The organism is Chitinophaga eiseniae (genome assembly GCF_012641265.1).
Lineage (GTDB): Bacteria > Bacteroidota > Bacteroidia > Chitinophagales > Chitinophagaceae > Chitinophaga > Chitinophaga eiseniae_A.
In genome coordinates, this window is sequence record NZ_JABAHZ010000002.1 from 1,234,204 (window position 1) to 1,254,585 (window position 20,382).

Sequence of the window (20,382 nt, forward strand, 5' to 3'; positions counted from 1 at the left end):
AAACGGCCGCTTTTTATTTGAAAACGAATGTTATTAAGTATGTAACGTAAATGAAACAATGCCCAGCTGTACTTTTTGTGCCGGGTCAGTGGCTTTAAACCGGAAATACAGGTTATGGTTTTTACCGTCTGCTACCGGTGTAAAGTTGAAGTTCACTTTATTGGCTGTTTTAGGCTGAGCGCCCGGTCCAATGGTTACTTCTCCCAAACGGGTACCGTTGGCATCGTCCAGGAATGCTTCCACAATATAACCTTGTTGTGGTGTTTCCTGTACCATATAGTTGAGTTCAATGCCGTTTACGTCAGTAAGGTCCAGTTTGTTGTAGCTTGCCCAACCCGCTGCCGTAGCAGGGATGAGGAATTTCATACCATTTACTGAAAATACAGATACGCCATCGGCTTTGCTGTAATCAGCTGCTGCCAGTACGGGGCTGATGAGCTCTACTTGCGCGGTACCTGTAATGGGTTTAATGCCAGGGCCGCCTTTATCGGTGTAGCTGGCCAGCATGTATAATACGCCGTCGTCTTTTACTTCAGCTCCCATCGTTGGGTTGATGCTGCCGCTAACTGGCAGGGAAGCTGCTTTGGTAGCGCCGCCACCAACAGAATAAATATATTCTACCAGCTGTTTGGCTTCACCTACAGACAGGGTAGGGTGAGCCGACATGGCTGTTTCTCCCCATACGCCACCGCCACCGCTGATGATTTTCTTTGCCAGCATTTCAGGTGCTGCCGGATCTGCTTTATACTTTTCAGTGATCTGTTTGAAAGAAGGCCCGATTGATTTTTCGTCAGGCTTGTGACAGGTTTTACAGTCAGATACTTCCATGATGTTTTTACCTGCAATGGCGCCGGTAATAATCTGGTGGCCCTGTGGCGAAGCTGCTTTATCGCGGCCCTGTATGTAGTCGGCCTTCACGAAAATGTTATTAACATCGAGCTTGCCGTCGGCAGTAGTACCATCTTCCTTATCACTCACATTAACGGTATAATGTACCTGCTTACCCGGGAAGTAGAACATCTTATTACCGGTAATATCAATTTTTACATCAGGCGTTTCATTACCTGCATAAAGGTCGATAGACTTACTCTTTGTTTTAGCGCCTTTATCATCGGACACTTCTACGTACACAGGGTATTCGCCCGCTGCAGTATAGGTGAATTCAATAGTAGGCTCCGTGGTTTCTTTTTTGGTACCATTACCAAAATACCAGAGGTAGGTAAGCTTATCGCCATCGGGATCTACAGATCCATCGGCGGTTAATTTTACTTTAAAGGGCAGTCCGCCGGTGAGGCGATCTACATGGATGTCTGCTTTCGGTGCACGGTTGCCGCCATTATAGTCGATACGAGACAGGCCTGCATCTGCGTTTTTGCTGAACCATCCGTTACCGTATTCCAGGATATACAAACGCCCATCAGGACCCATCTCCATATCAATAGGTGCATTGAGTTTGGTATGCGGCATGAACTTTTCCATTTTAGAAAAGTTACCGTTTTTATCCATGGTAACGGCCATGATCCAACCACGGATCCAGTCGTAGATAAACAGTTTATCGTTATAATAATCCGGGAAACGGGTTTCCTTCGGATAAAATTCGCTGTAGTAAACCGGTCCGGCTTCTGCGTTACGCCCGCCGTTACCCACAATCGGGAATTCATCTGATTTACCATAAGGATACCAGATAAACGCAGGTGTTGCAGGCGGCAGTTCCCTTAAGCCGGTATTGTTACGGGAATCGTTGATCGGTTTGGCCGGATCGAAATAAGGACCGCTTTGGCCGGTTTCGTAATTGTATTTGCGGTAAGGTTTATTGTTGGCAATAAACATGGGATAACCGAAGAAACCGGGTTTCTTTGCCTGGTTTATTTCGTCGTACCCTCGTGGTCCGCGTGTAGAGTCATCGTTGTTGGCATCTGGCCCTACTTCTCCCCAATATACATATCCTGTTTTCCGGTCTACCGTCATCCTGTAGGGATTGCGGGTACCCATGGCATAAATTTCAGGACGGGTATTTTTGGTCCCTTTAGGGAACAGGTTACCATCCGGGATGGTGTAGGAGCCATCTGCTTCCACTTTGATACGCAGGATTTTTCCGCGCAGATCGTTGGTGTTGGCAGAACCGCGCATATCATCATATTGCAGGTGACCAGGACGATCATCTGTAGGACCATAGCCTTTGCTCACATATTGCTGTCCGGGTTCATCAAATGGCGTGGTGTTATCGCCGGTAGATAGGTACAGGAGTCCGCCGGGGCCAAACGCAATAGAACCGCCGGTATGGCAGCAGATATCGCGCTGGGAATAAAACTGGAGGATTACCTTTTCTGATGCCATATCCAGTTTGTTGTTTTCAAATTTGAAACGTGACAAACGGTTTACGGAGGTATCTATCGGGGAGTACATCGCGTAGATGTAGTGATTATTTTTGAAGTCAGGGTCAGCGGCGAGACCCAGGAAACCTTCTTCTGCATTTACTTTCGGTACATCGGTATGATGATATACTTTCAGCAAACCTACCTGCGACAATTTTTTCTCTGCATTATTATACAGCATCAGTTCACCGCGGCGTTGCGCCACGAGGATGTCGAGGTTAGGGAGTATAGCCATTTCCGTTGGTTCGAAGAATTCGCCGGATACCAGTACATTTTTGGTAAAGCGGTCTTCTGATGGTACGCGCAGTGTTTTAGCCTGGCTGTAGTCCAGTACCAGGTTTTTGCCAATGGCATATTTAATACCGCCAGCCAGGTGTTTCAGGAACAGGCTGTCGGTGTAGGATTCTTCGGTATGACCGAGACCAGTGTAGAAAGCACGGCCACCGTCAAAATCGTGGTACCAGCTGATGGGGTGATTGTTGCCCATTTTACCGCCTTCATAAGATTTCTCATCTAATTTCAGCAGAACAGTGGTAGTGGTATCTACATCTTTGTAGTTATACCATTCATCGGTATGTTCCCATTTTTCGGGGAGCCCTTCTGTAGCAGGGAATGACTTTTCAACGACGTCAACTATAGCTTTATGTACGCCCGGAGGGTGGTTCTGGAACCATGCGCCGGCGAGGTGGTTATACCAGCCCCATTCATATTCGGTGTCTGCAGCAGCGTGAACGCCTACATAGCCGCCACCTGCCTGGATATATCTTTCGAAATCGGCTTCCTGGTAATTATTGAGTACATCGCCGGTAGTATTAAGGAAGATAACGGCTGCATATTGTTGCAGGGAATCTTCATTGAATTTATCGGCATTTTCGGTAGTATCTACTTCAAACCCGTTGGCGGCGCCTAATTTCTGGATGGCTGCGATGCCGGCAGGAATAGAGGTGTGGCGGAAGCCCATGGTTTTAGTAAACACCAGTACTTTCGGTTTTCCGGAGCGTGTTTTTTTACAGGCTGCCAGGCCTGCTGTTACAAGGGCTAACAGCAGGAAAACTTTGATTGCATGTTTCATCAGACGGTTAGTTTTTGGGTTTCCAGTTACCGATGGCATATTGGATGCCGCCCAGTAAATGTTTCAGGTATACAGGGTCCTGGTATGATTCTTTTATGTGTCCCATTTCGGTATAGAATGCGCGACCACCTTCAAAATCGTGGTACCAGCACATGGGATGGTTATCCCCGTTTTTACCGCCTTCGTAGGTGCTTTCATCTATTTTGATGAGCACATGTACATCGGGATTGAGATTTTTGAAATTATACCATTCGTCTTTACGGATCCATTCGTCGGGCAGGTCTTTGGTAGCAGGGTGATTGTGATCTACTACCCTGAGCGTGGCCTGTTGCTGATGCGGGTGGCTCAGGAACCATGCGCCGGCGAGTTTGTTATACCACGGCCAGTCGTACTCGGTATCAGTAGCTGCATGTATGCCCATCCATGCACCGCCTTTGTGGATATAATTTTCAAAGGCTGCCTGTTGTGCGTCGTCAAGTACATCGCCGGTAGTGCAGCTGAAAATAACGGCTGCATACTTTTTCAGGTTAGCAGTGGTAAATGCGCTGGCATCTTCCGTCGTATCTACTTCAAACCCATTTTCTTTTCCCAGTTGCATGATGGCTAATTTGGCAGCCGGAATGCAATCATGCCGGAATCCTTTTGTTTTGGAGAAAACCAGCACTTTTTTGGCTTTGTGTTTTCCCTTTGCCTGCACGGATAAAGTGCCGGCCAATAACAAAAGTGCAATAAACGCGGTGAATGTTTTCATTGTTATTATTTTACGTGGATGTGAAGAGCAGAAAGCAAAAAGCTATTGTAGCGAATGATAGATGCGATTTTTAAATATTCGCTAAGGTCATTCACTACAATAGCTTTTTGCTTTAAGCGCGCTGCTATAAATTAAAGAACTCTGATTTTAATGTTTCTATACCAAACATCGTTGCCGTGGTCCTGTAAAGCAATGTGGCCTTTTGGATATTTGCCGAATGCTTTCCAGTCGTGGAATTTGCTTTTAGCTACCAGGGCATCCCATTCAGGTGTACCCATAGTAGTTTCGGCTGTTTTTACGCCATTGAGCCAGAGGGTCAGGCGACCGTCTTTCTTCAGGATCTTGGCGGTATTCCACTGCCCTACTGGTTTTGCAGCCAGTTTAGGCGCCTTGATAAGGTCGTACAGATCACCGGAGTTGTGTTTCGGGATCTTGCCATCGGAATGTTTGGCATCATCCAGCACCTGCATTTCAGGGCCGGAGAGATAAGTCTGGCCTAAGGAAGGATCTTCGTGTACGCTGAAGATGATACCGCTGTTGCCTCCTTCGGAAATTTTCCATTGCAGGCTCAGTTCATAGTTTTCATATTCCTCGTTTGTTACGAGATCACCACCGGGAGCGCCATTCTTTTTTGCTGCCTGATCCAGGCCAATGGCGCCATCAGCTACACCCCAGGCGGGGCTGGCTTCTGTTTTCCCGTAGGTATGCCATCCTTTGGTAGAAGTACCATCGAACAGTAATACCCATCCTTGTTTCTTTTCCTTTGCTGAAAGGGTATTTAATTGCTGGGCTTTCACTGCGGAGGTAGCGATGAGGGCACCTACCGTTAGTGCGCCCAAGATTAACTTTTTCATGCCGGATGATTGAGTAATGAGCTATTAGTTAGACTTAGTGCTTTAATGATAAGATGTAGCTTACCATTTCTTTTGCGTCGTCTTTAGATACCTGTGGATGTGGCAGCATAGCTACTTCTCCCCAGTTGCCAGAACCGCCTTTGATTACTTTGTCGGCCAGTTTGTCAACATTTTCTGGTGTGTTAGGGTATTTACCTGCAATATCTTTTAAGGCAGGTCCTACCACTTTCATTTCTTCTTTATGGCAGGTTTTGCAATCACTCTGCGCCATCAGGGTTTCGCCTTTGCTAACTGGTTTGTCTGCATTGGGCGATACCATGGAATTGTCTGCTGCCGGAGTTTCGTGTTTGCTTACGCTGTCAGCATTTGTTTCTTTTTTTTCTCCTCCTCCGCAAGCTGCAAAGAACATAGCGGATAACAGCAGCGGCGCCAGATATCTCTTTCTCATTTGTTGTTTATTTATTGGTTATTGTTTACGAACGATTAGTGGATAATAGATGGTGATTAAATGCCTAATATTCTTTTATTAAATGCATCATCGGTACCGCCGCCGGCAAAGTCGTCGAAGGCTTTTTCGGTGACACGGATAATATGACTGGCGATGAAAGGAGCTCCTTCTTTAGCGCCATCTTCCGGATGTTTAATACAGCATTCCCACTCCATAACGGCCCAACCGGCAAAATCGTATTGCGCCATTTTACTGAAAATGGATTTAAAGTCGACTTGTCCGTCGCCGAGAGAACGGAAACGGCCCGGGCGATTGATCCAGGACTGGTATCCGCCGTACACGCCGGAGCGGCCGGTAGGATTGAATTCCGCGTCTTTCACGTGGAATGCCTTGATTTTTTCGTGGTAGATATCAATATATTCCAGGTAGTTGAGGCATTGCAGCAACAGGTGACTCGGATCGTACAACAGGTTAGCCCGGGTATGATTGCCGGTAGCTTCCAGGAAACGTTCAAAAGTAACTCCGTCGTGCAGGTCTTCTCCCGGGTGAATTTCATAGCAAACATCTACGCCGTTGGCATCAAATTCATTCAGGATGGGTAACCAGCGGTTGGCCAGTTCAGCAAAAGCTGTTTCCACCAGTCCCGCCGGGCGTTGTGGCCAGGGGTACATAGCAGGGGCCCACAACAGCGCGCCGCTGAAAGTGGCGTGTGCATTAAGTCCCAGGTTGCGGCTGGCTTTTGCAGCATATTTCAGCTGGTTCACCGCCCACTCCGTACGTGCTTGTAGGTTACCCCGGCATTCGGCAGGGGCAAAGCCATCAAACATTTCAGAGAAAGCAGGATTTACGGCTACCAGTTGTCCCTGCAGGTGCGTGCTCAGTTCTGTGATTTCCAGTCCTGCTGCATTCACGATGCCCTTGATTTCATCTGCGTAGGTTTTGCTCTCCGCTGCCTTTTGCAGGTCAATCAGGCGTGTTTCCCAGGTAGGGATCTGTACGCCTTTAAAACCAAGAGCAGCGGCCCATTCACAGATCGATTTCAGATTATTGAAAGGCGCTTCATCTCCCATGAATTGCGCGAGGAAAATACCAGGTCCTTTAATCGTTTTCATACGCTCGTTCTAATGGTGAATACTATATCTCGAAATTAGTCCATTTAGCATCGCTCTGGGAAGAACGTACTACATTATCGATGAATGCCATACCACGTACGCCTTCTTCAGTGCCCGGGAAGTCCAGGGATTCGGGAGAAGGTTGTACGCCGTCGATTTTGGCAGATAAGGTTTGGGCAAAGTTGCGATACAGGTTACCAAATGCTTCGAGGTATCCTTCGGGGTGACCGCCAGGAGTACGGGTGTTGTGGGTCATGTAGCTCGACTGGAAAGTATATCCGCCGCCTGCGCGGTAGATTTCAGTGGGCTTGTCCAGCCATTTTACCAGGAGGGTATTAGGCTCGTGTTGCGCCCATTCGAGGCCGCCTTTTTCGCCATATACGCGGATTTTCAGCGCATTTTCTTCACCGGCAGCTACCTGGGAGGCCATCAGTACGCCCGCAGCACCGTTGTCGAAGCGCAGCAATACGGCGCCATCGTCATCCAGTGCGCGGCCAGGCACGAGTATATTCAGGTCGGCACAGAGTTTTTCGATCTTCGCGCCGCTGATATATTCTGCCAGGTTAGCAGCATGGGTGCCAATATCGCCCATACATCCGCTTTTACCGGATTTTGTTGGATCTGTTCTCCAGGCTGCCTGTGCATTTCCTTCTCTCTCACTCAGTTTGCTGAGCCAGCCCTGTGGATATTCTACCCATACTTTGCGGATTTTGCCCAGGGCACCATCTTTCACCATTTGCCTGGCTTGCTTTACCATGGGGTATCCGGTGTAGGTATGTGTCAGTAAAAGTGTTAAGCCGGTGGCTTCTACTTTCGCTTTTAATTGTTTGGCTTCTTCCAGGGAAAACGTAATCGGTTTTTCAATCACTACGTTAAAGCCCAGGTCCAGCGCCATCATGGCAGGTTCGAAGTGGGCAAAGTTCGGCGTAACGATGGTCACGAAGTCCATACGTTTATCTGCCGGCATAGCCGCTTCTTTGGTTAACATGGTTTTAAAATCGAGGTAAGTACGTTCCGGGTCGAGGAACAGCATTTTACCTGATTCTACGGCAATTTCATTATTGATGCTGAGGGCGCCTGCCACCAACTCTATCAATCCATCCATATTGGCAGCAATCCGGTGGATAGCGCCAATGAAGGCGTCTTTACCGCCTCCGATCATTCCCATTCTTAGTTTCCGTGTCATATTTACAATGCTCTTTTAGAGGTTATACTATTTGAATCTGTGCTTTTTTGCGGCTGCGCATATAAAAGAAGAGCCCGGCAAATGCTACAATCAACATCACTGGTATTATCAGGGTAGCGTTAATAATTTCGGGGCCGGCTACAGCAGTCGCCTGGCTGAAGGCGGTAGCTTCAGGAGAGCCGGGTGCTGCAGAGCGGTAAGCATCCAGCGAAGCGCCGGCAGGCAATTGTTTGGTAATGATGGTATCGTAGAAACCGCCCATGAAGTACATGTACACGGATACGGCAAACATACCGGCGCCGCCCATCAGGTTCATGCCCAATGCACCGGATTCCGGGATATTTTCAGATACGAAGCCCAGCATGGTAGGCCAGAAATAAGTTACGCCCATACCAAAGATAAAGGCCGCCACAAATACCATACTGCCGGATACATGCGACAACAGGTATAAACCAATAGCGGATAAAATGGCAGATATCAGCAATACGCCGGTAGGAGAAATTTTATGTACTACTGGTCCGGCGATACCGCGGCCCAGTGTTTGGGTACCCGCTGTTAATGCCAGGATCAGGATAGAATTTTCAGTAACATTCTTCAGCAATACTTCAATCCACTGACCGGTAAAGAGTTCCGTGATAGCGGTGCCAAACATCAGGATAAACATGACGATGAACAGGGGGCTTAACACAGATTTGTACATCTGTGCAGAAGATACGCCGGAAGCCACTCTTTCCGTTACCGGGAAATCGAGTTGCATAAAAAGATAACCATAGATCAGGGTAGGAATAATCATGGTAGCTACCTGTAGCTGCCAGCTAAGTCCGAGTTTAGACAACAGGAATACCAGCAGCGTACCTACTACGATACCGCCGGGAAACCAGAGGTGGAAGTGATTGAGCTTGGTGGTTTTGTTGTCGGGGAAGATAGTGGCTACCAGTGGGTTACAGGCTGCTTCTACTGTACCGTTGGCCATCCCGATAAACAGGGTGGAAATAAACAGGGACCAGAATCCACTGGCAAATACGGTGAGGATAATACCTGTGAGATGGAGTACGAAAGCTGCAAGAAGCAGGCGTTTCATACCTATTGCATCTACAATGAAGCCTCCTATTACCACTGCCAGCGGGAATCCCCAGAAAGCAGTTCCGGCAATAATGCTCAATTCTTTTGTATCCAGGTGAAATTCGACGCCCAGGCGGCTTAAGATGCCGGCGCGAATACCAAAGGATAACGATGTTACCAGCAGGGCCATACAGCTGGCTACAAACAGTTTTTGTGGCTGAATTCCATTTGCCATAAACGTGGACTTTTAAGTAAAACTTGAAAACCTATATTAAACCTTTAAATTTATAAAAAGTATTTTCATATTTCCATCTTTTTGTATGGACGAATGGCATTTTTCCTGAAAATTTTCATTTTCGGGGGGAATGTCCCGTGGTATAAGGGGCTCTCCCGATTTTATTATGGTCCCTGCGGTAATAATTCAGGATAAGCGGTTGGGGGCAGCACCACCATTGGCCAGTTATTTTACCCGAATTCAAAAGAGAAAGTATAATATATAATATAATTATATGCGGGTTTAGGGAGATAGGAACCTTGTTGCCTGCTTCTTCGCCGCAGGTGTTATACCATGCCGCAGAACATCCACAGCGGCCTGTTAGCAGCAAATACTATCAATATGTTAATTGATAGCGGGAAAAGCAAAATCCCTTCAAAATCCCCGCTAAATCACCGAATTTATTCCTACTTTTACAGGCCTTGCCGGGCAGCTGTAAAACTGACACCTTGACAGTTGGCCTTTGCAAGCACAATATTTGAGTAACCTGGATGCCGTCTATCCAAACTGACTAAGCCCGCCGCCTTAGCGCCACAGGCTGACAAAGCAGGAAGTTATCAACTGATTATATACTCAGCCTGGATGGGAGTAGGTTACCATAAATAGAAATCGTAATTCGTAATTAAACGTTTAACATGTTAGGTTTTTTATCAAAGCTATTTGGAGGGAATAAATCAGAAAGGGATATCAAATCCATCTCTCCGGTGGTGCAGCAGATTAATGAGGAGTACGAAAAACTGCAATCCCTGCCTATTGATGAGCTGCGCCGCAAAACGCAGGACTTCCGGGAGCGTATCGCCAAACACCTGGCCTCTATTGATAAAGAAATAGCGGAGAAACAAGAGAACGCCGATACCACCGAAGACGTAACAGAAAAAGATACCGTATACCAGGAGATAGATATTCTGAAAAAAGACCGCGATAAACAACTGGAAGTAGTGTTGAAAGAACTGCTGCCCGAAGCTTTCGCCGTTGTAAAAGAAACAGCCCGCCGCTTTACCAACAATCCAACGCAAACCGTTATTGCCACAGATCTGGACCGTCATCTTGCCGTAAAAGGTGACTATGTAACCATAGAAGGAGACAAAGCAATCTGGAAAAATAGCTGGAATGCCGCCGGCAACATCGTTACCTGGAACATGGTACACTATGATGTACAGCTGATAGGTGGTACTGTATTGCACCAGGGTAAGATTGCTGAAATGGCAACGGGTGAAGGTAAAACGCTGGTGTCTACCCTGCCTGCCTACCTCAACGCATTGGCCGGACAAGGGGTGCACATTGTAACCGTGAATGATTACTTGGCACGTCGTGACTCTGAATGGAACGGCCCCCTGTTTGAATTCCTCGGTATTACCGTAGACTGTATCGATAAACACCAACCCAATACACCGGATCGTCGCAATGCCTACCTGGCAGATATTACTTATGGTACCAACAACGAATTCGGCTTCGACTACCTGCGCGACAACATGGTACACAGCCCGGATGAAATGGTACAGCGTAAACATCACTATGCCATGGTGGATGAGGTGGATAGTGTATTGGTGGATGATGCCCGTACCCCGCTGATCATTTCCGGTCCTATCCCACGTGGAGAAGAACAGGAATTCCATGCACTGAAACCACGTATCGAATACCTGGTAGAAATGCAGAAAAAGTCGGCGAACCAATACCTGCAGGAAGCTAAAAAACTGATTGCAGAAGGTAAAGATGACCCTAAAACCGGTGGTCTGGCCCTGATGCGCGCCTGGAGAGGCTTGCCAAAGAGCAGCGCCCTGATTAAATATCTCTCTGAAGCAGGTAACCGCGTATTACTGCAAAAGGCGGAAAACTATTACCTGGCCGACCAGCAACGCGAAATGCCAAAGGTAGATGAAGGCCTGTTCTTCGTGATCGACGAAAAACAAAACAGCGTAGACCTTACCGATAAAGGTATTCACCTGATCACACAAGGCGGAGAAGATGCCAACTTCTTTATCCTGCCAGATGTAGGATCAGAACTGGCAGAAATTGAAAAGCTGTCAATAGCAGCGGAAGAAAAACTGCAGCGGAAAGATATGTTGCTGCAGGACTTTGCCGCTAAATCAGATCGTATCCACTCCGTACAGCAATTGCTGAAAGCGTATACCCTGTTCGATAAGGACGTTGAATACGTAGTACTGGACGGTAAAGTAAAGATCGTAGATGAGCAAACCGGTCGTATCCTCGATGGACGCCGCTACTCCGATGGTTTGCACCAGGCGATTGAAGCCAAGGAAAATGTGAAAGTGGAAGCAGCTACCCAAACATTTGCTACCATCACTTTACAGAACTTCTTCCGTATGTACCACAAGCTGGCCGGTATGACCGGTACCGCTTCTACAGAGGCTGGTGAGCTCTGGGAAATCTACAAACTGGATGTGGTTACCATTCCTACTAACCTCCCTATCTCCCGTATAGATGCGGAAGACCTGGTATATAAAACCAAGAGAGATAAGTATAAAGCGGTAATTGATGAAATTAAGCAATTACAGGCCAAAGGACGCCCGGTACTGGTAGGTACTACCTCCGTAGAGGTGTCGGAGTTACTGAGCAAGATGCTGACTTTCGATAAGGTACCGCACAACGTATTGAACGCTAAACAACACGCCCGTGAAGCACAGATCGTAGCAGAAGCAGGTTTACCGGGAGCGGTAACCATTGCTACCAACATGGCGGGTCGTGGTACGGATATCAAGCTCGGACCTGGCGTAAAAGAAGCCGGTGGTCTGGCTATCATCGGTACAGAAAGACACGAAAGCCGTCGTGTAGACAGGCAGCTGCGTGGTCGTGCCGGTCGTCAGGGCGATCCTGGAACTTCCCAGTTCTTCGTATCCCTGGAAGATGACCTGATGCGTATGTTCGGTTCAGAACGTATTGCCGGCCTGATGGACCGTATGGGTTATAAAGAAGGAGAAGTAATCCAGCACAGCATGATTACCCGCTCCATCGAAAGAGCACAGAAGAAAGTAGAAGAAAATAACTTCGGTATCCGTAAACGCCTGCTGGAATACGATGACGTAATGAACAAGCAGCGTACTGTGATTTACGCAAAACGTAACCACGCCCTGTTTGGTGAGCGCCTGGCTATTGATATCGATAATGCATTCTACGATGTGGCTGAAAGCATGGTCACCACGCACAAAGGCAGCGGCGACTATGAAGCTTTCAAAATGGATGCCATCATGAACTTCTCTATCGATACCGCTATCACCGCTGAAGAGCTGAACAGAACAGATGTGCCTACCCTGGCCAACAAGCTGTATCACGAAGGAAAAGGCAATTACCAGCGTAAAGTAAATGAGCTGGTAGCGAATACCTTCCCGCTGATTGAGCGTATTCACACGGAACAGGGCCACCAGATCGAAAATATCTCTATTCCATTTACCGATGGTAAGAAAGGTATTAACGTAATGGCTAACCTGCAGAAAGTGGTAGAAACCAAAGGTCATGAAACCATGAATGCGCTGGAACGCAGCATTACACTGGCCCTGATCGATGAATCCTGGAAAGAGCACCTGCGCGCAATGGACGACCTGAAACAGTCTGTACAAAGCGCCGTATACGAACAAAAAGATCCATTACTGATCTATAAATTCGAAGCCTTTAACCTGTTTAAGGAAATGGATGGCGAAACCAGCCGCGATATCGTATCCTTCCTGTGTAAATGTGGTATTCATGGTGGTAACCAGGCCCAGGAAGCCGCGGAAATCCGTGAAGCACATGAAGAAAGAACGGATATGAGCCGTATGCGGGCTTCCCACGAAGACCTGGTAGACAATAATGGCCACCAGGGCGCTGCTCCGGATTACCAGGTAGCTGAAGAGGTAAAATCTGAACCTATTCGTCACCAGGGACCACAAATTGGCCGTAATGACCTCTGCCCTTGTGGTAGCGGCAAGAAATACAAGCAATGCCATGGTAAGAACGCATAAGTAGTTATACCGCTATAACGAATATCAGAACGGATTACGGCAACGTAATCCGTTTTGCATTAATTTCGCCCTGTAATCAGTAAATGTATTTATGGAGATTAACCGCTATATAGACCATACCGTATTGAAACCCACCACCACGCTGGAGGATATCAAAAAGTTGTGCATGGAATGCGTGGAATATGATTTTGCAGCCGCCTGTGTACCACCACTGTACGTGAAACTGGCCAAAACATTCCTGGGATCTACCAATACCAAAGTTGCTACCGTCATCGGTTTCCCATTCGGCTATTCGGCCATTGAAGCCAAAGTAGCGGAAACGGTGCTGGCCATTGTAGATGGCGCCGATGAACTGGACCTGGTGATCAATATCTCCGCTATTAAAAATAATGACTGGGAATTCCTCGAAAAGGAAATTGCCAATATCATGTATATCATCCGGGAAAAGAAGAAGGTGATTAAAGTAATTATTGAAAGTGGCATATTATTAGAAGAGGAGATCGTGAAATGTTGCCAGCTTTACAGTAAATACGGCGTAGATTTCATGAAAACCTCCACTGGCTATGCTGAAAAGGGTGCTACTGTGGACGCGGTAAAACTAATGAGAGCAAATTTACCGGCCAACATACAAATAAAAGCTTCCGGCGGTATTCGTACCTTTGCTTTTGCAAAGGAGTTGGTGGAAGCCGGTGCTACCCGCATTGGCGCCAGTGCCAGTGTAAGTATCATGAAGGAGAGCAAAGAACAGTAATTATTCATTCGTTAATTATACCTTATTTCATGCAAAAGTTATTCATCCTGGTCTGCTGTCTGTTAGGAAGTAGTTGGGCAATGGCCCAGGACAACAGCGTGGCCATTAACAGTGGCGTAAGAGTGGTAAAAGATAGCCGGCTGGATGTGCTGATTAAAAAGCAGATCTATATCAATACCCTGGCTATCCGCAACCAATCTGGTTTCCGGGTTCAGGTAATTTCCACCAACAAGCGTGGCGATGCCAATGAAGCCAAGGCGAAAGTGATGCAGCTTTTCTCCGACTATCGTACCTATCTTGATTATCAGGCTCCCTATTTTAAAGTGCGCGTAGGCGATTTCAAAACCCGTGAAGAGGCCACCGAATTACGGGACAAATTATCCGACCTGTTTTCAGGCGGTGTATTTGTAGTACCTGCCATTATTAACGTGACACTGGATAAAGAACTATCGAATGAAGAATCGAATTAAAGAGTTGGCGAAGGCATATGCGCCCGAGTTTACCGCTGTGAGGCGCCATCTGCATTCTCACCCCGAACTGTCTTTCCAGGAATTTAAGACCACTGTGTTTATCCAGGAACAGCTCACCGCCTTTGGCGTCCCTTTCCAGGCTGGTATTGCCGGAACGGGTATTATTGCGCTCATTGAAGGTAAAAATCCCGCTTCCAAAGTGATTGCCCTGCGCGCCGATATCGATGCGCTGCCCATTACGGAAGCCAATGATGTATCCTATAAATCTACCAATCCAGGCGTCATGCATGCCTGCGGCCACGATGTACACACCTCCTGTGTGCTGGGCGCTACTAAGATACTGAATGAGTTAAAAGACCAGTTTGAAGGCACCATTAAAGTACTTTTTCAGCCGGGCGAAGAAAAACACCCCGGTGGCGCCAGTATTATGATTGAAGAAGGCGCGTTGGAAAACCCACGCCCCGACGCTATTTTGGGATTACATGTGCACCCTTCCCTGGAAGTGGGTAAACTGGGATTTCATGCCGGCAAATATATGGCCAGCGCCGATGAAATTTATATCACCATAAAAGGTAAAGGTGGTCATGCGGCACAACCACATCTTACTGTAGATACCATCCTGGTGGCATCTCAGCTGGTGGTAAGCCTGCAACAGATTATCTCCCGTAATAACAATCCTTTTTCACCCTCTGTATTATCTATCTGTGCCTTCAACGGCGGATTTACTACCAACGTAATTCCCAGCGAAGTAAAGCTGATGGGCACTTTCAGAGCTATGGATGAAACCTGGCGGTTTAAAGCGCATGAGCTGATCCGCAAACAGGCCATCGGCATCGCTGAAGCGATGGGCGCTGAAATAGATATTGAAATATTGGTTGGGTATCCTACTTTATATAACAATGAAGTAGTTACCAGCAAAGCCAGGGACTTTGCCACCGACTACCTGGGCAAAGAATTGGTGGGAGATACAGAAATCCGGATGGGCGCAGAAGATTTTGCGTTTTATTCGCAGGTAGTGCCGGCCTGCTTTTTCCGGCTGGGTACCGGCAATGTAGCCAGGGGTATTACTTCCGGCGTACACACGCCTACTTTTGATATAGATGAACAGGCGATTGAGGTAGGCATGGGCACCATGGCCTATTTAGCTACGCAGTTCTAACAATATGTTTATGATGAGAACGTCCCGGTAAATATCGGGACGTTTTTATTTTAAAGCCTGCAGAAAGTAGCTCCACACCGGCAATAATTTGTGCAACTGGCCAGGTATCGCTTTATTTGCAAATAATACCAATTAGTATGTTTTTATGAAAAAAGCAGCAGGAACACGGTTAAATATTCTACAAAAAGCTTTTGAACTGATATACGAAAAGGGCTATCAGACCACCAGTATCGATGATATTCTTGCTACCACGCAGGTAACAAAAGGAGCTTTTTATTACCATTTCAGAAACAAAGATGAAATGGGAATAGCTATCATCAACGAATTGCTGAAACCAACACTTGCAAGCAGTTTTATTGCGCCGTTGCAAAACGATAAAAACCCAATAGAGGCTATTTACAAATTAATACATTATCTCTTGATCGAGGATGAATTTTTACAGGTGCAACACGGTTGCCCTGTTGCCAACTTTACCCAAGAGATGGCATCCTGGAACAAAGATTTCAATGATGCGTTAAACGACATTACACAACAATGGATAAAGACAATGGCAGCGGCCATTGTAAAAGGAAAAGAAAAAGGGCAGATACGCGATGATATAAATGCGAAACAGGTAGCCATGTTTGTAACATCCGGCTATTGGGGCATACGGAATTTTGCAAAGCTCGAAAACAACAAAAAGGTTTATCTGTCTTATTTGAAGGAGCTTAAACGTTACCTAAACACTTTGAAATAATTTTTTTCTCTAAAAACATACTAGTTAGTATGTTTTTGTTTTACTTTGCATCGTAAACGAAAAGTACGATGTATCAGGCGCTTACATTTTATCACTCAATTTTCCGTTGGCTTGTACTGGCCAGCTTAATTTTTGCTATTTACAACGCATACAAAGGATATACTTCAAAACGCCATTTTACCAGAACAGATAATGCCGTCAGGCATTGGACGGCCACCATTGCCCATATCCAGCTGGTAATTGGAATTATTCTTTATTCTCAAAGCCCTGTCATTAAATATTTCTGGACAAATTTTAAAGACACCGTTCACCACATTGATATGGCATTCTTCGGCGTACTCCATATTGCTTTAATGCTAATAGCTATCATATTCATTACTATTGGTTCGGCATTATCAAAACGGAAACCAACAGACAATGAAAAATTCAAAACGATGCTGATATGGTTTTCAATTTCCCTGATTATTATTCTCATTGCCATTCCCTGGCCGTTTTCACCATTAGCAAACAGACCTTACTTTAGATAAAATGAAAGATTTATTTAGAACAAAAATCGGAAGATTACGAGTTATTGGCTACCTGGAAGGGATTTCATTGTTAGTATTGGTTTTTATAGCCGTTCCAATGAAGTATTACTTCGGAAACCCAAGCCTGTCAAAGGCGCTTGGCCCCATTCATGGAGCAATATTTTTACTCTTTTTGTTCAACACATTAAGCGTTGGCGTTGAACAAAACTGGAAATTCAAAACAACCACCTGGAGAGTTATTTTGGCCTGCTTCATTCCATTCGGGACATTTTATATTGACAGCAGGATTTTAAGCAAACTCAAAGAGAAAGAATGAAAACAGTTTTAATAATAGCAGGTGTACTTTTACTACTATACGTTTCGTATCGAACGTATCGTTTTGCTACCCTTGACAAAGGGTTATCTACTGAAATTGCAAATGGAGCAATCATATTAGATGTCCGGACAGAGAATGAATATGCAATGGGGCATATTGAAGGTGCAATCAATATTTCTTTGGGAACAATCCGTGAAAGGTACATTGAACTGGATACCAGTAAAACTTATATAACCTGTTGTTCACACGGTTTAAGAAGTGTGAAAGCCGAAGCCATTCTAAAGGAAAGGGGATTTAAGCATATTTTTAATGGTGGTGCCTGGACGGATCTGGAAAAAATAGTAACTGGGCAGAAAAACAAAAAATGATCGCTGTTTTTAAAACGGGCATGTCAGCTTGAACCATTACCAGGGTTGGAAATTTCTTTTAAAAGAAGGGCCTGTTAAACAACAGGCCCGGTTTTTTAGATAGAATATTTATTGCTAAATGTATGAAAGCGATTAATTGATCTTTTTGAGGCTGTTGACCGCCTGGGCCGACAGCACTAATTCAGCGAGGCTGTCTACCTGGATGTCGCCATATCGATAGCCGGGGTAGAAATAAAGTGATCCATTTTTATGCATCGAAATTTTTACTGAATCCAGTTTAGCCGCATCACTTACTTCCAGTATATTGGCGGTATCGCCGGTGTAATGGAAGCGTTTTATGTTTACATCACTGAAGTAAGATCGTACATGCGATCCTGCGTACATGTCGAGCTGGTCGGCTACCAGGCCATTCAGAAAAACATTGCAGCGGCTGGTGTTACGGATATAACTGAGTTGCTGACAGTTCAATGTAATGCCCCGTGCTTTCCGGATTTCAATGAACAAGGTGTCACCAATTTGGTGCGACGTGATATTTTTATACGATTCCAGGCTGTAATCTGCTGTGGTATTGATAGTTACGTCAGGATGCTCTTCTTTGCCGTCTCCCTCGATAGAGCTGGTTAGTACCAAGGCTTTGAATGGCGGAAGTGAAGCCTTGGTATAATCAGGATCAGGTTTTTGCCGTTGGTCATATGCCGGGTTGTTGGTAATGCCTTTGTTATAGCCGGCCTTCAGTATAATGGCAGAAAACAGCATGCCTATTACCAGTAGTCCCATGAATCCCAGGAGTAATTGATTGCTCGTTTTCATGTTAGTTAAAGTTTGATTTTTTGAATTTCTCAAAATGAGGTTTCAGTTCATCGAGGTCGAGGTCCAGCAGGTACATGCTGCGGAAGAAGCTGGGTAATTCATTGGTGATAAAGGCTTCTTTTTTGTATTGCTTTATTTTCTTTACCGCATCAGCACTGATGAAATAGCCGATTCCTCTTTTATTGTAAATAATTTCCTGTTGTTGTAATAACTCACAGGTCCGCATCACCGTATTTGGGTTTACTTCCAGTAGTACGGCCAGTTCCCTGACGGAGGGCAACCGTTCTTCGGTTTGCCATTTACTGAGCAATACCTGCTCACAGATATAGTCTGCGATCTGCACGTATATTGCCTGGGTATCTTTGAATTCCATCTCTCAAAAATTTAAATTTCCTGGTCTTTCAACCTAAAAAAGGCAATCGTCCATAAAATAGGGGCTAACAAAAACCTAAAGGCGAAGAGGTAGCTATCCTGTAGCCAAACCGGGATGAAATAGGTGGTGGTATGCCATACCTGTGGGCCGCCTGTTTGTTTAATGACAAGTATAAATGGCATTCCTCTTTTCCACATATCTTTTTCAAATCCGAAAACAAAAGTCAGCAAGATACAGTTAACGAGATAGAGCCCCAATCCCAAAAGAAATATGCAGAGCACTGTTTTGATAAAAGAGACTTTATGAAAATAAGTAGCGCCCAGTAAAAAAGCGGCCTGCAGGACGAAGTAAGCATAATAGATATACCTTTTTTCATCTGGGTTGTTGAGAAACTGGTAATTCAGCTCAATGGGCTTATGACGCAGGGTCAGTTCTATGCCGTTGATGATTTTATAGGTACAGTAAAAGCTGAGATGATAAAAGAGGAAATAGCCTACTGTAGTAAACAATAGTACCGTGATGAATTTCTCAAACAGGGAGGCGGGTATCATCAGGAAGTCGATGCCTTTTTCCTTGCTTCCCAGTTCATTGAAGGATCTGCTGGTAAGCAGCATGCCCCCGAAGAACAGGCCCATGTAGTAGATCGGCGCTATTTCATTCATGCGGGTAAAGGCATCGCCATTAAACAGGACCATTAGAACGGGAATGATGGTGGATAGGCCGAAAATAGCGGCCATTCCCATCAGGTAAAAACGGTAATGATCCGTAATATGTTTTTGCAGGTAGAGCTGCATGCGCGGCGGGCTGAAAAAGTTATTTGGTTGCATGGGCAATTAGTTAAATATTTCCTGGATAGGTTGCTGGTTAGTGAGAATAGCATTGAATAGCAGTTCCATGTCTATTTTGCTATGTTCCTGGCCGGTGTTGCGGGTAATAATGGTATGTCCCCGCAGGTTACTGTCGGCAAACAGTACGCCGGTGGATTCCTCTATGCGGCTCACGGTTTTGAAGCTCAGTTTATCCGTTACCGTTTGTACATCTTCGCGGAAAATGATCTTATGGTCGTTGATGATCACGATGCTATCGATCAGGTTGTCGAGATCACGTACCTGGTGTGTGGATATTACAATGCATTTATCGTCGCTCACGGCGGCGGCAATTACTTTGCGGAACTGACTTTTAGACGGGATGTCCAGGCCGTTTGTGGGTTCGTCCATGATCAGCACTTTCGTGTTGGTAGCCAGGGCGAAGCTGATGAGCACTTTTTTCTTTTGTCCGTAAGACATTTCGGTGAGCATATGATCCCGGGGGATGTCGAACTCTTTGAGGTAGCTGAAGAAGGCGCCCTGGTCGAAGTTGGGGTAAAATGGCGCATACGTATTCACGTAGCGGGTAATGCTCACCCTGGGCAGGTAGAACTCTTCCGGTACCAGAAATATTTCGCGCAGGAAGGCGGGTTGTCTTTTAGCGGCAGCATAACCCATTACTTCGCAGGTGCCTTTGTCGGGGTACAACAAGCCGGCCATCTGTTTCAGAAGAGTAGATTTGCCTGCGCCGTTTTTTCCCAGCAATCCATAAATGTGCCCGGCTTCCAGCCGTAGCTGGAGATTGTCGAAGAGGGGCTTGTTTTTCCGGTAGCTGAATGACAGGGATTGGATGTTAATCATATTGTCGTGGTTTAGTGTACTATTTTACTAGTACACTATAAAGGTAGGAGTATTTTTTAAATATCAAAATAAATTTTGGGAAGCTTGATAAAATAAAGAGAGGAAGCCTGTATAC

Annotated in this window: 19 protein-coding genes; 8 read left to right on the forward strand and 11 right to left on the reverse strand. The window is 45.9% G+C overall.

Going from position 1 to position 20,382, the window contains the following annotated elements; translation table 11 throughout:
• Positions 1 to 33 precede the first annotated feature (33 nt).
• From HGH91_RS12710 to HGH91_RS12740, 7 genes are all read right to left on the reverse strand, one after another.
• A complete protein-coding gene (locus HGH91_RS12710) occupies positions 34 to 3,447 on the reverse strand; it encodes a ThuA domain-containing protein (RefSeq protein ID WP_168738789.1) in 3,414 nt (1,137 codons plus the stop codon).
• 7 nt (positions 3,448 to 3,454) lie between these two features.
• Entirely contained in the window at positions 3,455 to 4,198 is a 744-nt protein-coding gene (locus HGH91_RS12715) for a ThuA domain-containing protein (protein ID WP_168738790.1), read from the reverse strand.
• 131 nt (positions 4,199 to 4,329) lie between these two features.
• Positions 4,330 to 5,052: a DUF1080 domain-containing protein gene (locus HGH91_RS12720; protein ID WP_168738791.1), complete on the reverse strand. Its 723-nt coding sequence runs from the start codon at positions 5,050 to 5,052 to the stop codon at positions 4,330 to 4,332.
• Positions 5,053 to 5,086: 34 nt separating this feature from the next.
• Complete coding sequence (locus HGH91_RS12725; RefSeq protein ID WP_145663646.1) at positions 5,087 to 5,500, reverse strand: c-type cytochrome; 414 nt, start codon at positions 5,498 to 5,500, stop codon at positions 5,087 to 5,089.
• A 56-nt stretch (positions 5,501 to 5,556) separates the two neighbouring features.
• A complete protein-coding gene (locus HGH91_RS12730) occupies positions 5,557 to 6,612 on the reverse strand; it encodes a sugar phosphate isomerase/epimerase family protein (RefSeq protein WP_168738792.1) in 1,056 nt (351 codons plus the stop codon).
• Between the two features lie 22 nt (positions 6,613 to 6,634).
• Complete coding sequence (locus HGH91_RS12735) at positions 6,635 to 7,798, reverse strand: Gfo/Idh/MocA family protein (RefSeq protein WP_168738793.1); 1,164 nt, start codon at positions 7,796 to 7,798, stop codon at positions 6,635 to 6,637.
• Positions 7,799 to 7,820: 22 nt separating this feature from the next.
• Complete coding sequence (locus HGH91_RS12740; RefSeq protein WP_168738794.1) at positions 7,821 to 9,095, reverse strand: MFS transporter; 1,275 nt, start codon at positions 9,093 to 9,095, stop codon at positions 7,821 to 7,823.
• 674 nt (positions 9,096 to 9,769) lie between these two features.
• Here HGH91_RS12740 and secA point away from each other — a divergent pair.
• The 8 genes from secA (at position 9,770) to HGH91_RS12780 (ending at position 17,417) form a co-directional block, all read left to right on the forward strand.
• Positions 9,770 to 13,090, forward strand: coding sequence for a preprotein translocase subunit SecA (gene secA, locus HGH91_RS12745; protein ID WP_168738795.1), 3,321 nt, complete (start codon positions 9,770 to 9,772; stop codon positions 13,088 to 13,090).
• A 91-nt stretch (positions 13,091 to 13,181) separates the two neighbouring features.
• On the forward strand, positions 13,182 to 13,841 hold the full coding sequence (deoC, locus tag HGH91_RS12750; protein ID WP_145663669.1) for a deoxyribose-phosphate aldolase: 660 nt from the start codon (positions 13,182 to 13,184) through the stop codon (positions 13,839 to 13,841).
• Positions 13,842 to 13,870: 29 nt separating this feature from the next.
• Positions 13,871 to 14,311 carry an SPOR domain-containing protein gene (locus HGH91_RS12755; RefSeq protein ID WP_168738796.1) on the forward strand — a complete coding sequence of 147 codons (441 nt, stop codon included), beginning with the start codon at positions 13,871 to 13,873 and terminating at the stop codon, positions 14,309 to 14,311.
• Positions 14,295 to 15,470 (forward strand): M20 family metallopeptidase, encoded by a 1,176-nt coding sequence (locus HGH91_RS12760; protein WP_168738797.1) that lies wholly within the window; start codon positions 14,295 to 14,297, stop codon positions 15,468 to 15,470. The genes HGH91_RS12755 and HGH91_RS12760 overlap by 17 nt, the downstream gene beginning before the upstream one ends.
• Positions 15,471 to 15,615: 145 nt before the next feature.
• Positions 15,616 to 16,206, forward strand: coding sequence for a TetR/AcrR family transcriptional regulator (locus HGH91_RS12765; RefSeq protein WP_168738798.1), 591 nt, complete (start codon positions 15,616 to 15,618; stop codon positions 16,204 to 16,206).
• A 68-nt stretch (positions 16,207 to 16,274) separates the two neighbouring features.
• Positions 16,275 to 16,733: a hypothetical protein gene (locus HGH91_RS12770; RefSeq protein ID WP_168738799.1), complete on the forward strand. Its 459-nt coding sequence runs from the start codon at positions 16,275 to 16,277 to the stop codon at positions 16,731 to 16,733.
• 1 nt (position 16,734) lies between these two features.
• A complete protein-coding gene (locus HGH91_RS12775; protein WP_168738800.1) occupies positions 16,735 to 17,049 on the forward strand; it encodes a DUF3817 domain-containing protein in 315 nt (104 codons plus the stop codon).
• Entirely contained in the window at positions 17,046 to 17,417 is a 372-nt protein-coding gene (locus HGH91_RS12780) for a rhodanese-like domain-containing protein (RefSeq protein ID WP_168738801.1), read from the forward strand. The genes HGH91_RS12775 and HGH91_RS12780 overlap by 4 nt, the downstream gene beginning before the upstream one ends.
• 132 nt (positions 17,418 to 17,549) lie before the next feature.
• Here HGH91_RS12780 and HGH91_RS12785 read toward each other — a convergent pair whose 3' ends face one another.
• Genes HGH91_RS12785 through HGH91_RS12800 form a run of 4 tightly spaced genes read right to left on the reverse strand, consistent with a single transcriptional unit; the run spans position 17,550 to position 20,267 of the window.
• Complete coding sequence (locus tag HGH91_RS12785; protein WP_168738802.1) at positions 17,550 to 18,227, reverse strand: hypothetical protein; 678 nt, start codon at positions 18,225 to 18,227, stop codon at positions 17,550 to 17,552.
• Between the two features lies 1 nt (position 18,228).
• Positions 18,229 to 18,600 carry a GntR family transcriptional regulator gene (locus tag HGH91_RS12790; RefSeq protein ID WP_145663709.1) on the reverse strand — a complete coding sequence of 124 codons (372 nt, stop codon included), beginning with the start codon at positions 18,598 to 18,600 and terminating at the stop codon, positions 18,229 to 18,231.
• An 11-nt stretch (positions 18,601 to 18,611) separates the two neighbouring features.
• On the reverse strand, positions 18,612 to 19,427 hold the full coding sequence (locus tag HGH91_RS12795; protein WP_168738803.1) for a hypothetical protein: 816 nt from the start codon (positions 19,425 to 19,427) through the stop codon (positions 18,612 to 18,614).
• Between the two features lie 6 nt (positions 19,428 to 19,433).
• Positions 19,434 to 20,267 carry an ATP-binding cassette domain-containing protein gene (locus tag HGH91_RS12800; RefSeq protein ID WP_168738804.1) on the reverse strand — a complete coding sequence of 278 codons (834 nt, stop codon included), beginning with the start codon at positions 20,265 to 20,267 and terminating at the stop codon, positions 19,434 to 19,436.
• Positions 20,268 to 20,382: the final 115 nt, after the last annotated feature.

What these genes read in the sequence shown, in the direction of transcription:
- HGH91_RS12710 (WP_168738789.1), bottom strand. Translation starts at nt 3,447, where the DNA reads ATGAAACATGCAATCAAAGTTTTCCTGCTGTTAGCCCTTGTAACAGCA.
- HGH91_RS12715 (WP_168738790.1), bottom strand. Translation starts at nt 4,198, where the DNA reads ATGAAAACATTCACCGCGTTTATTGCACTTTTGTTATTGGCCGGCACT.
- HGH91_RS12720 (WP_168738791.1), bottom strand. Translation starts at nt 5,052, where the DNA reads ATGAAAAAGTTAATCTTGGGCGCACTAACGGTAGGTGCCCTCATCGCT.
- HGH91_RS12725 (WP_145663646.1), bottom strand. Translation starts at nt 5,500, where the DNA reads ATGAGAAAGAGATATCTGGCGCCGCTGCTGTTATCCGCTATGTTCTTT.
- HGH91_RS12730 (WP_168738792.1), bottom strand. Translation starts at nt 6,612, where the DNA reads ATGAAAACGATTAAAGGACCTGGTATTTTCCTCGCGCAATTCATGGGA.
- HGH91_RS12735 (WP_168738793.1), bottom strand. Translation starts at nt 7,798, where the DNA reads ATGACACGGAAACTAAGAATGGGAATGATCGGAGGCGGTAAAGACGCC.
- HGH91_RS12740 (WP_168738794.1), bottom strand. Translation starts at nt 9,095, where the DNA reads ATGGCAAATGGAATTCAGCCACAAAAACTGTTTGTAGCCAGCTGTATG.
- secA (WP_168738795.1), top strand. Translation starts at nt 9,770, where the DNA reads ATGTTAGGTTTTTTATCAAAGCTATTTGGAGGGAATAAATCAGAAAGG.
- deoC (WP_145663669.1), top strand. Translation starts at nt 13,182, where the DNA reads ATGGAGATTAACCGCTATATAGACCATACCGTATTGAAACCCACCACC.
- HGH91_RS12755 (WP_168738796.1), top strand. Translation starts at nt 13,871, where the DNA reads ATGCAAAAGTTATTCATCCTGGTCTGCTGTCTGTTAGGAAGTAGTTGG.
- HGH91_RS12760 (WP_168738797.1), top strand. Translation starts at nt 14,295, where the DNA reads ATGAAGAATCGAATTAAAGAGTTGGCGAAGGCATATGCGCCCGAGTTT.
- HGH91_RS12765 (WP_168738798.1), top strand. Translation starts at nt 15,616, where the DNA reads ATGAAAAAAGCAGCAGGAACACGGTTAAATATTCTACAAAAAGCTTTT.
- HGH91_RS12770 (WP_168738799.1), top strand. Translation starts at nt 16,275, where the DNA reads ATGTATCAGGCGCTTACATTTTATCACTCAATTTTCCGTTGGCTTGTA.
- HGH91_RS12775 (WP_168738800.1), top strand. Translation starts at nt 16,735, where the DNA reads ATGAAAGATTTATTTAGAACAAAAATCGGAAGATTACGAGTTATTGGC.
- HGH91_RS12780 (WP_168738801.1), top strand. Translation starts at nt 17,046, where the DNA reads ATGAAAACAGTTTTAATAATAGCAGGTGTACTTTTACTACTATACGTT.
- HGH91_RS12785 (WP_168738802.1), bottom strand. Translation starts at nt 18,227, where the DNA reads ATGAAAACGAGCAATCAATTACTCCTGGGATTCATGGGACTACTGGTA.
- HGH91_RS12790 (WP_145663709.1), bottom strand. Translation starts at nt 18,600, where the DNA reads ATGGAATTCAAAGATACCCAGGCAATATACGTGCAGATCGCAGACTAT.
- HGH91_RS12795 (WP_168738803.1), bottom strand. Translation starts at nt 19,427, where the DNA reads ATGCAACCAAATAACTTTTTCAGCCCGCCGCGCATGCAGCTCTACCTG.
- HGH91_RS12800 (WP_168738804.1), bottom strand. Translation starts at nt 20,267, where the DNA reads ATGATTAACATCCAATCCCTGTCATTCAGCTACCGGAAAAACAAGCCC.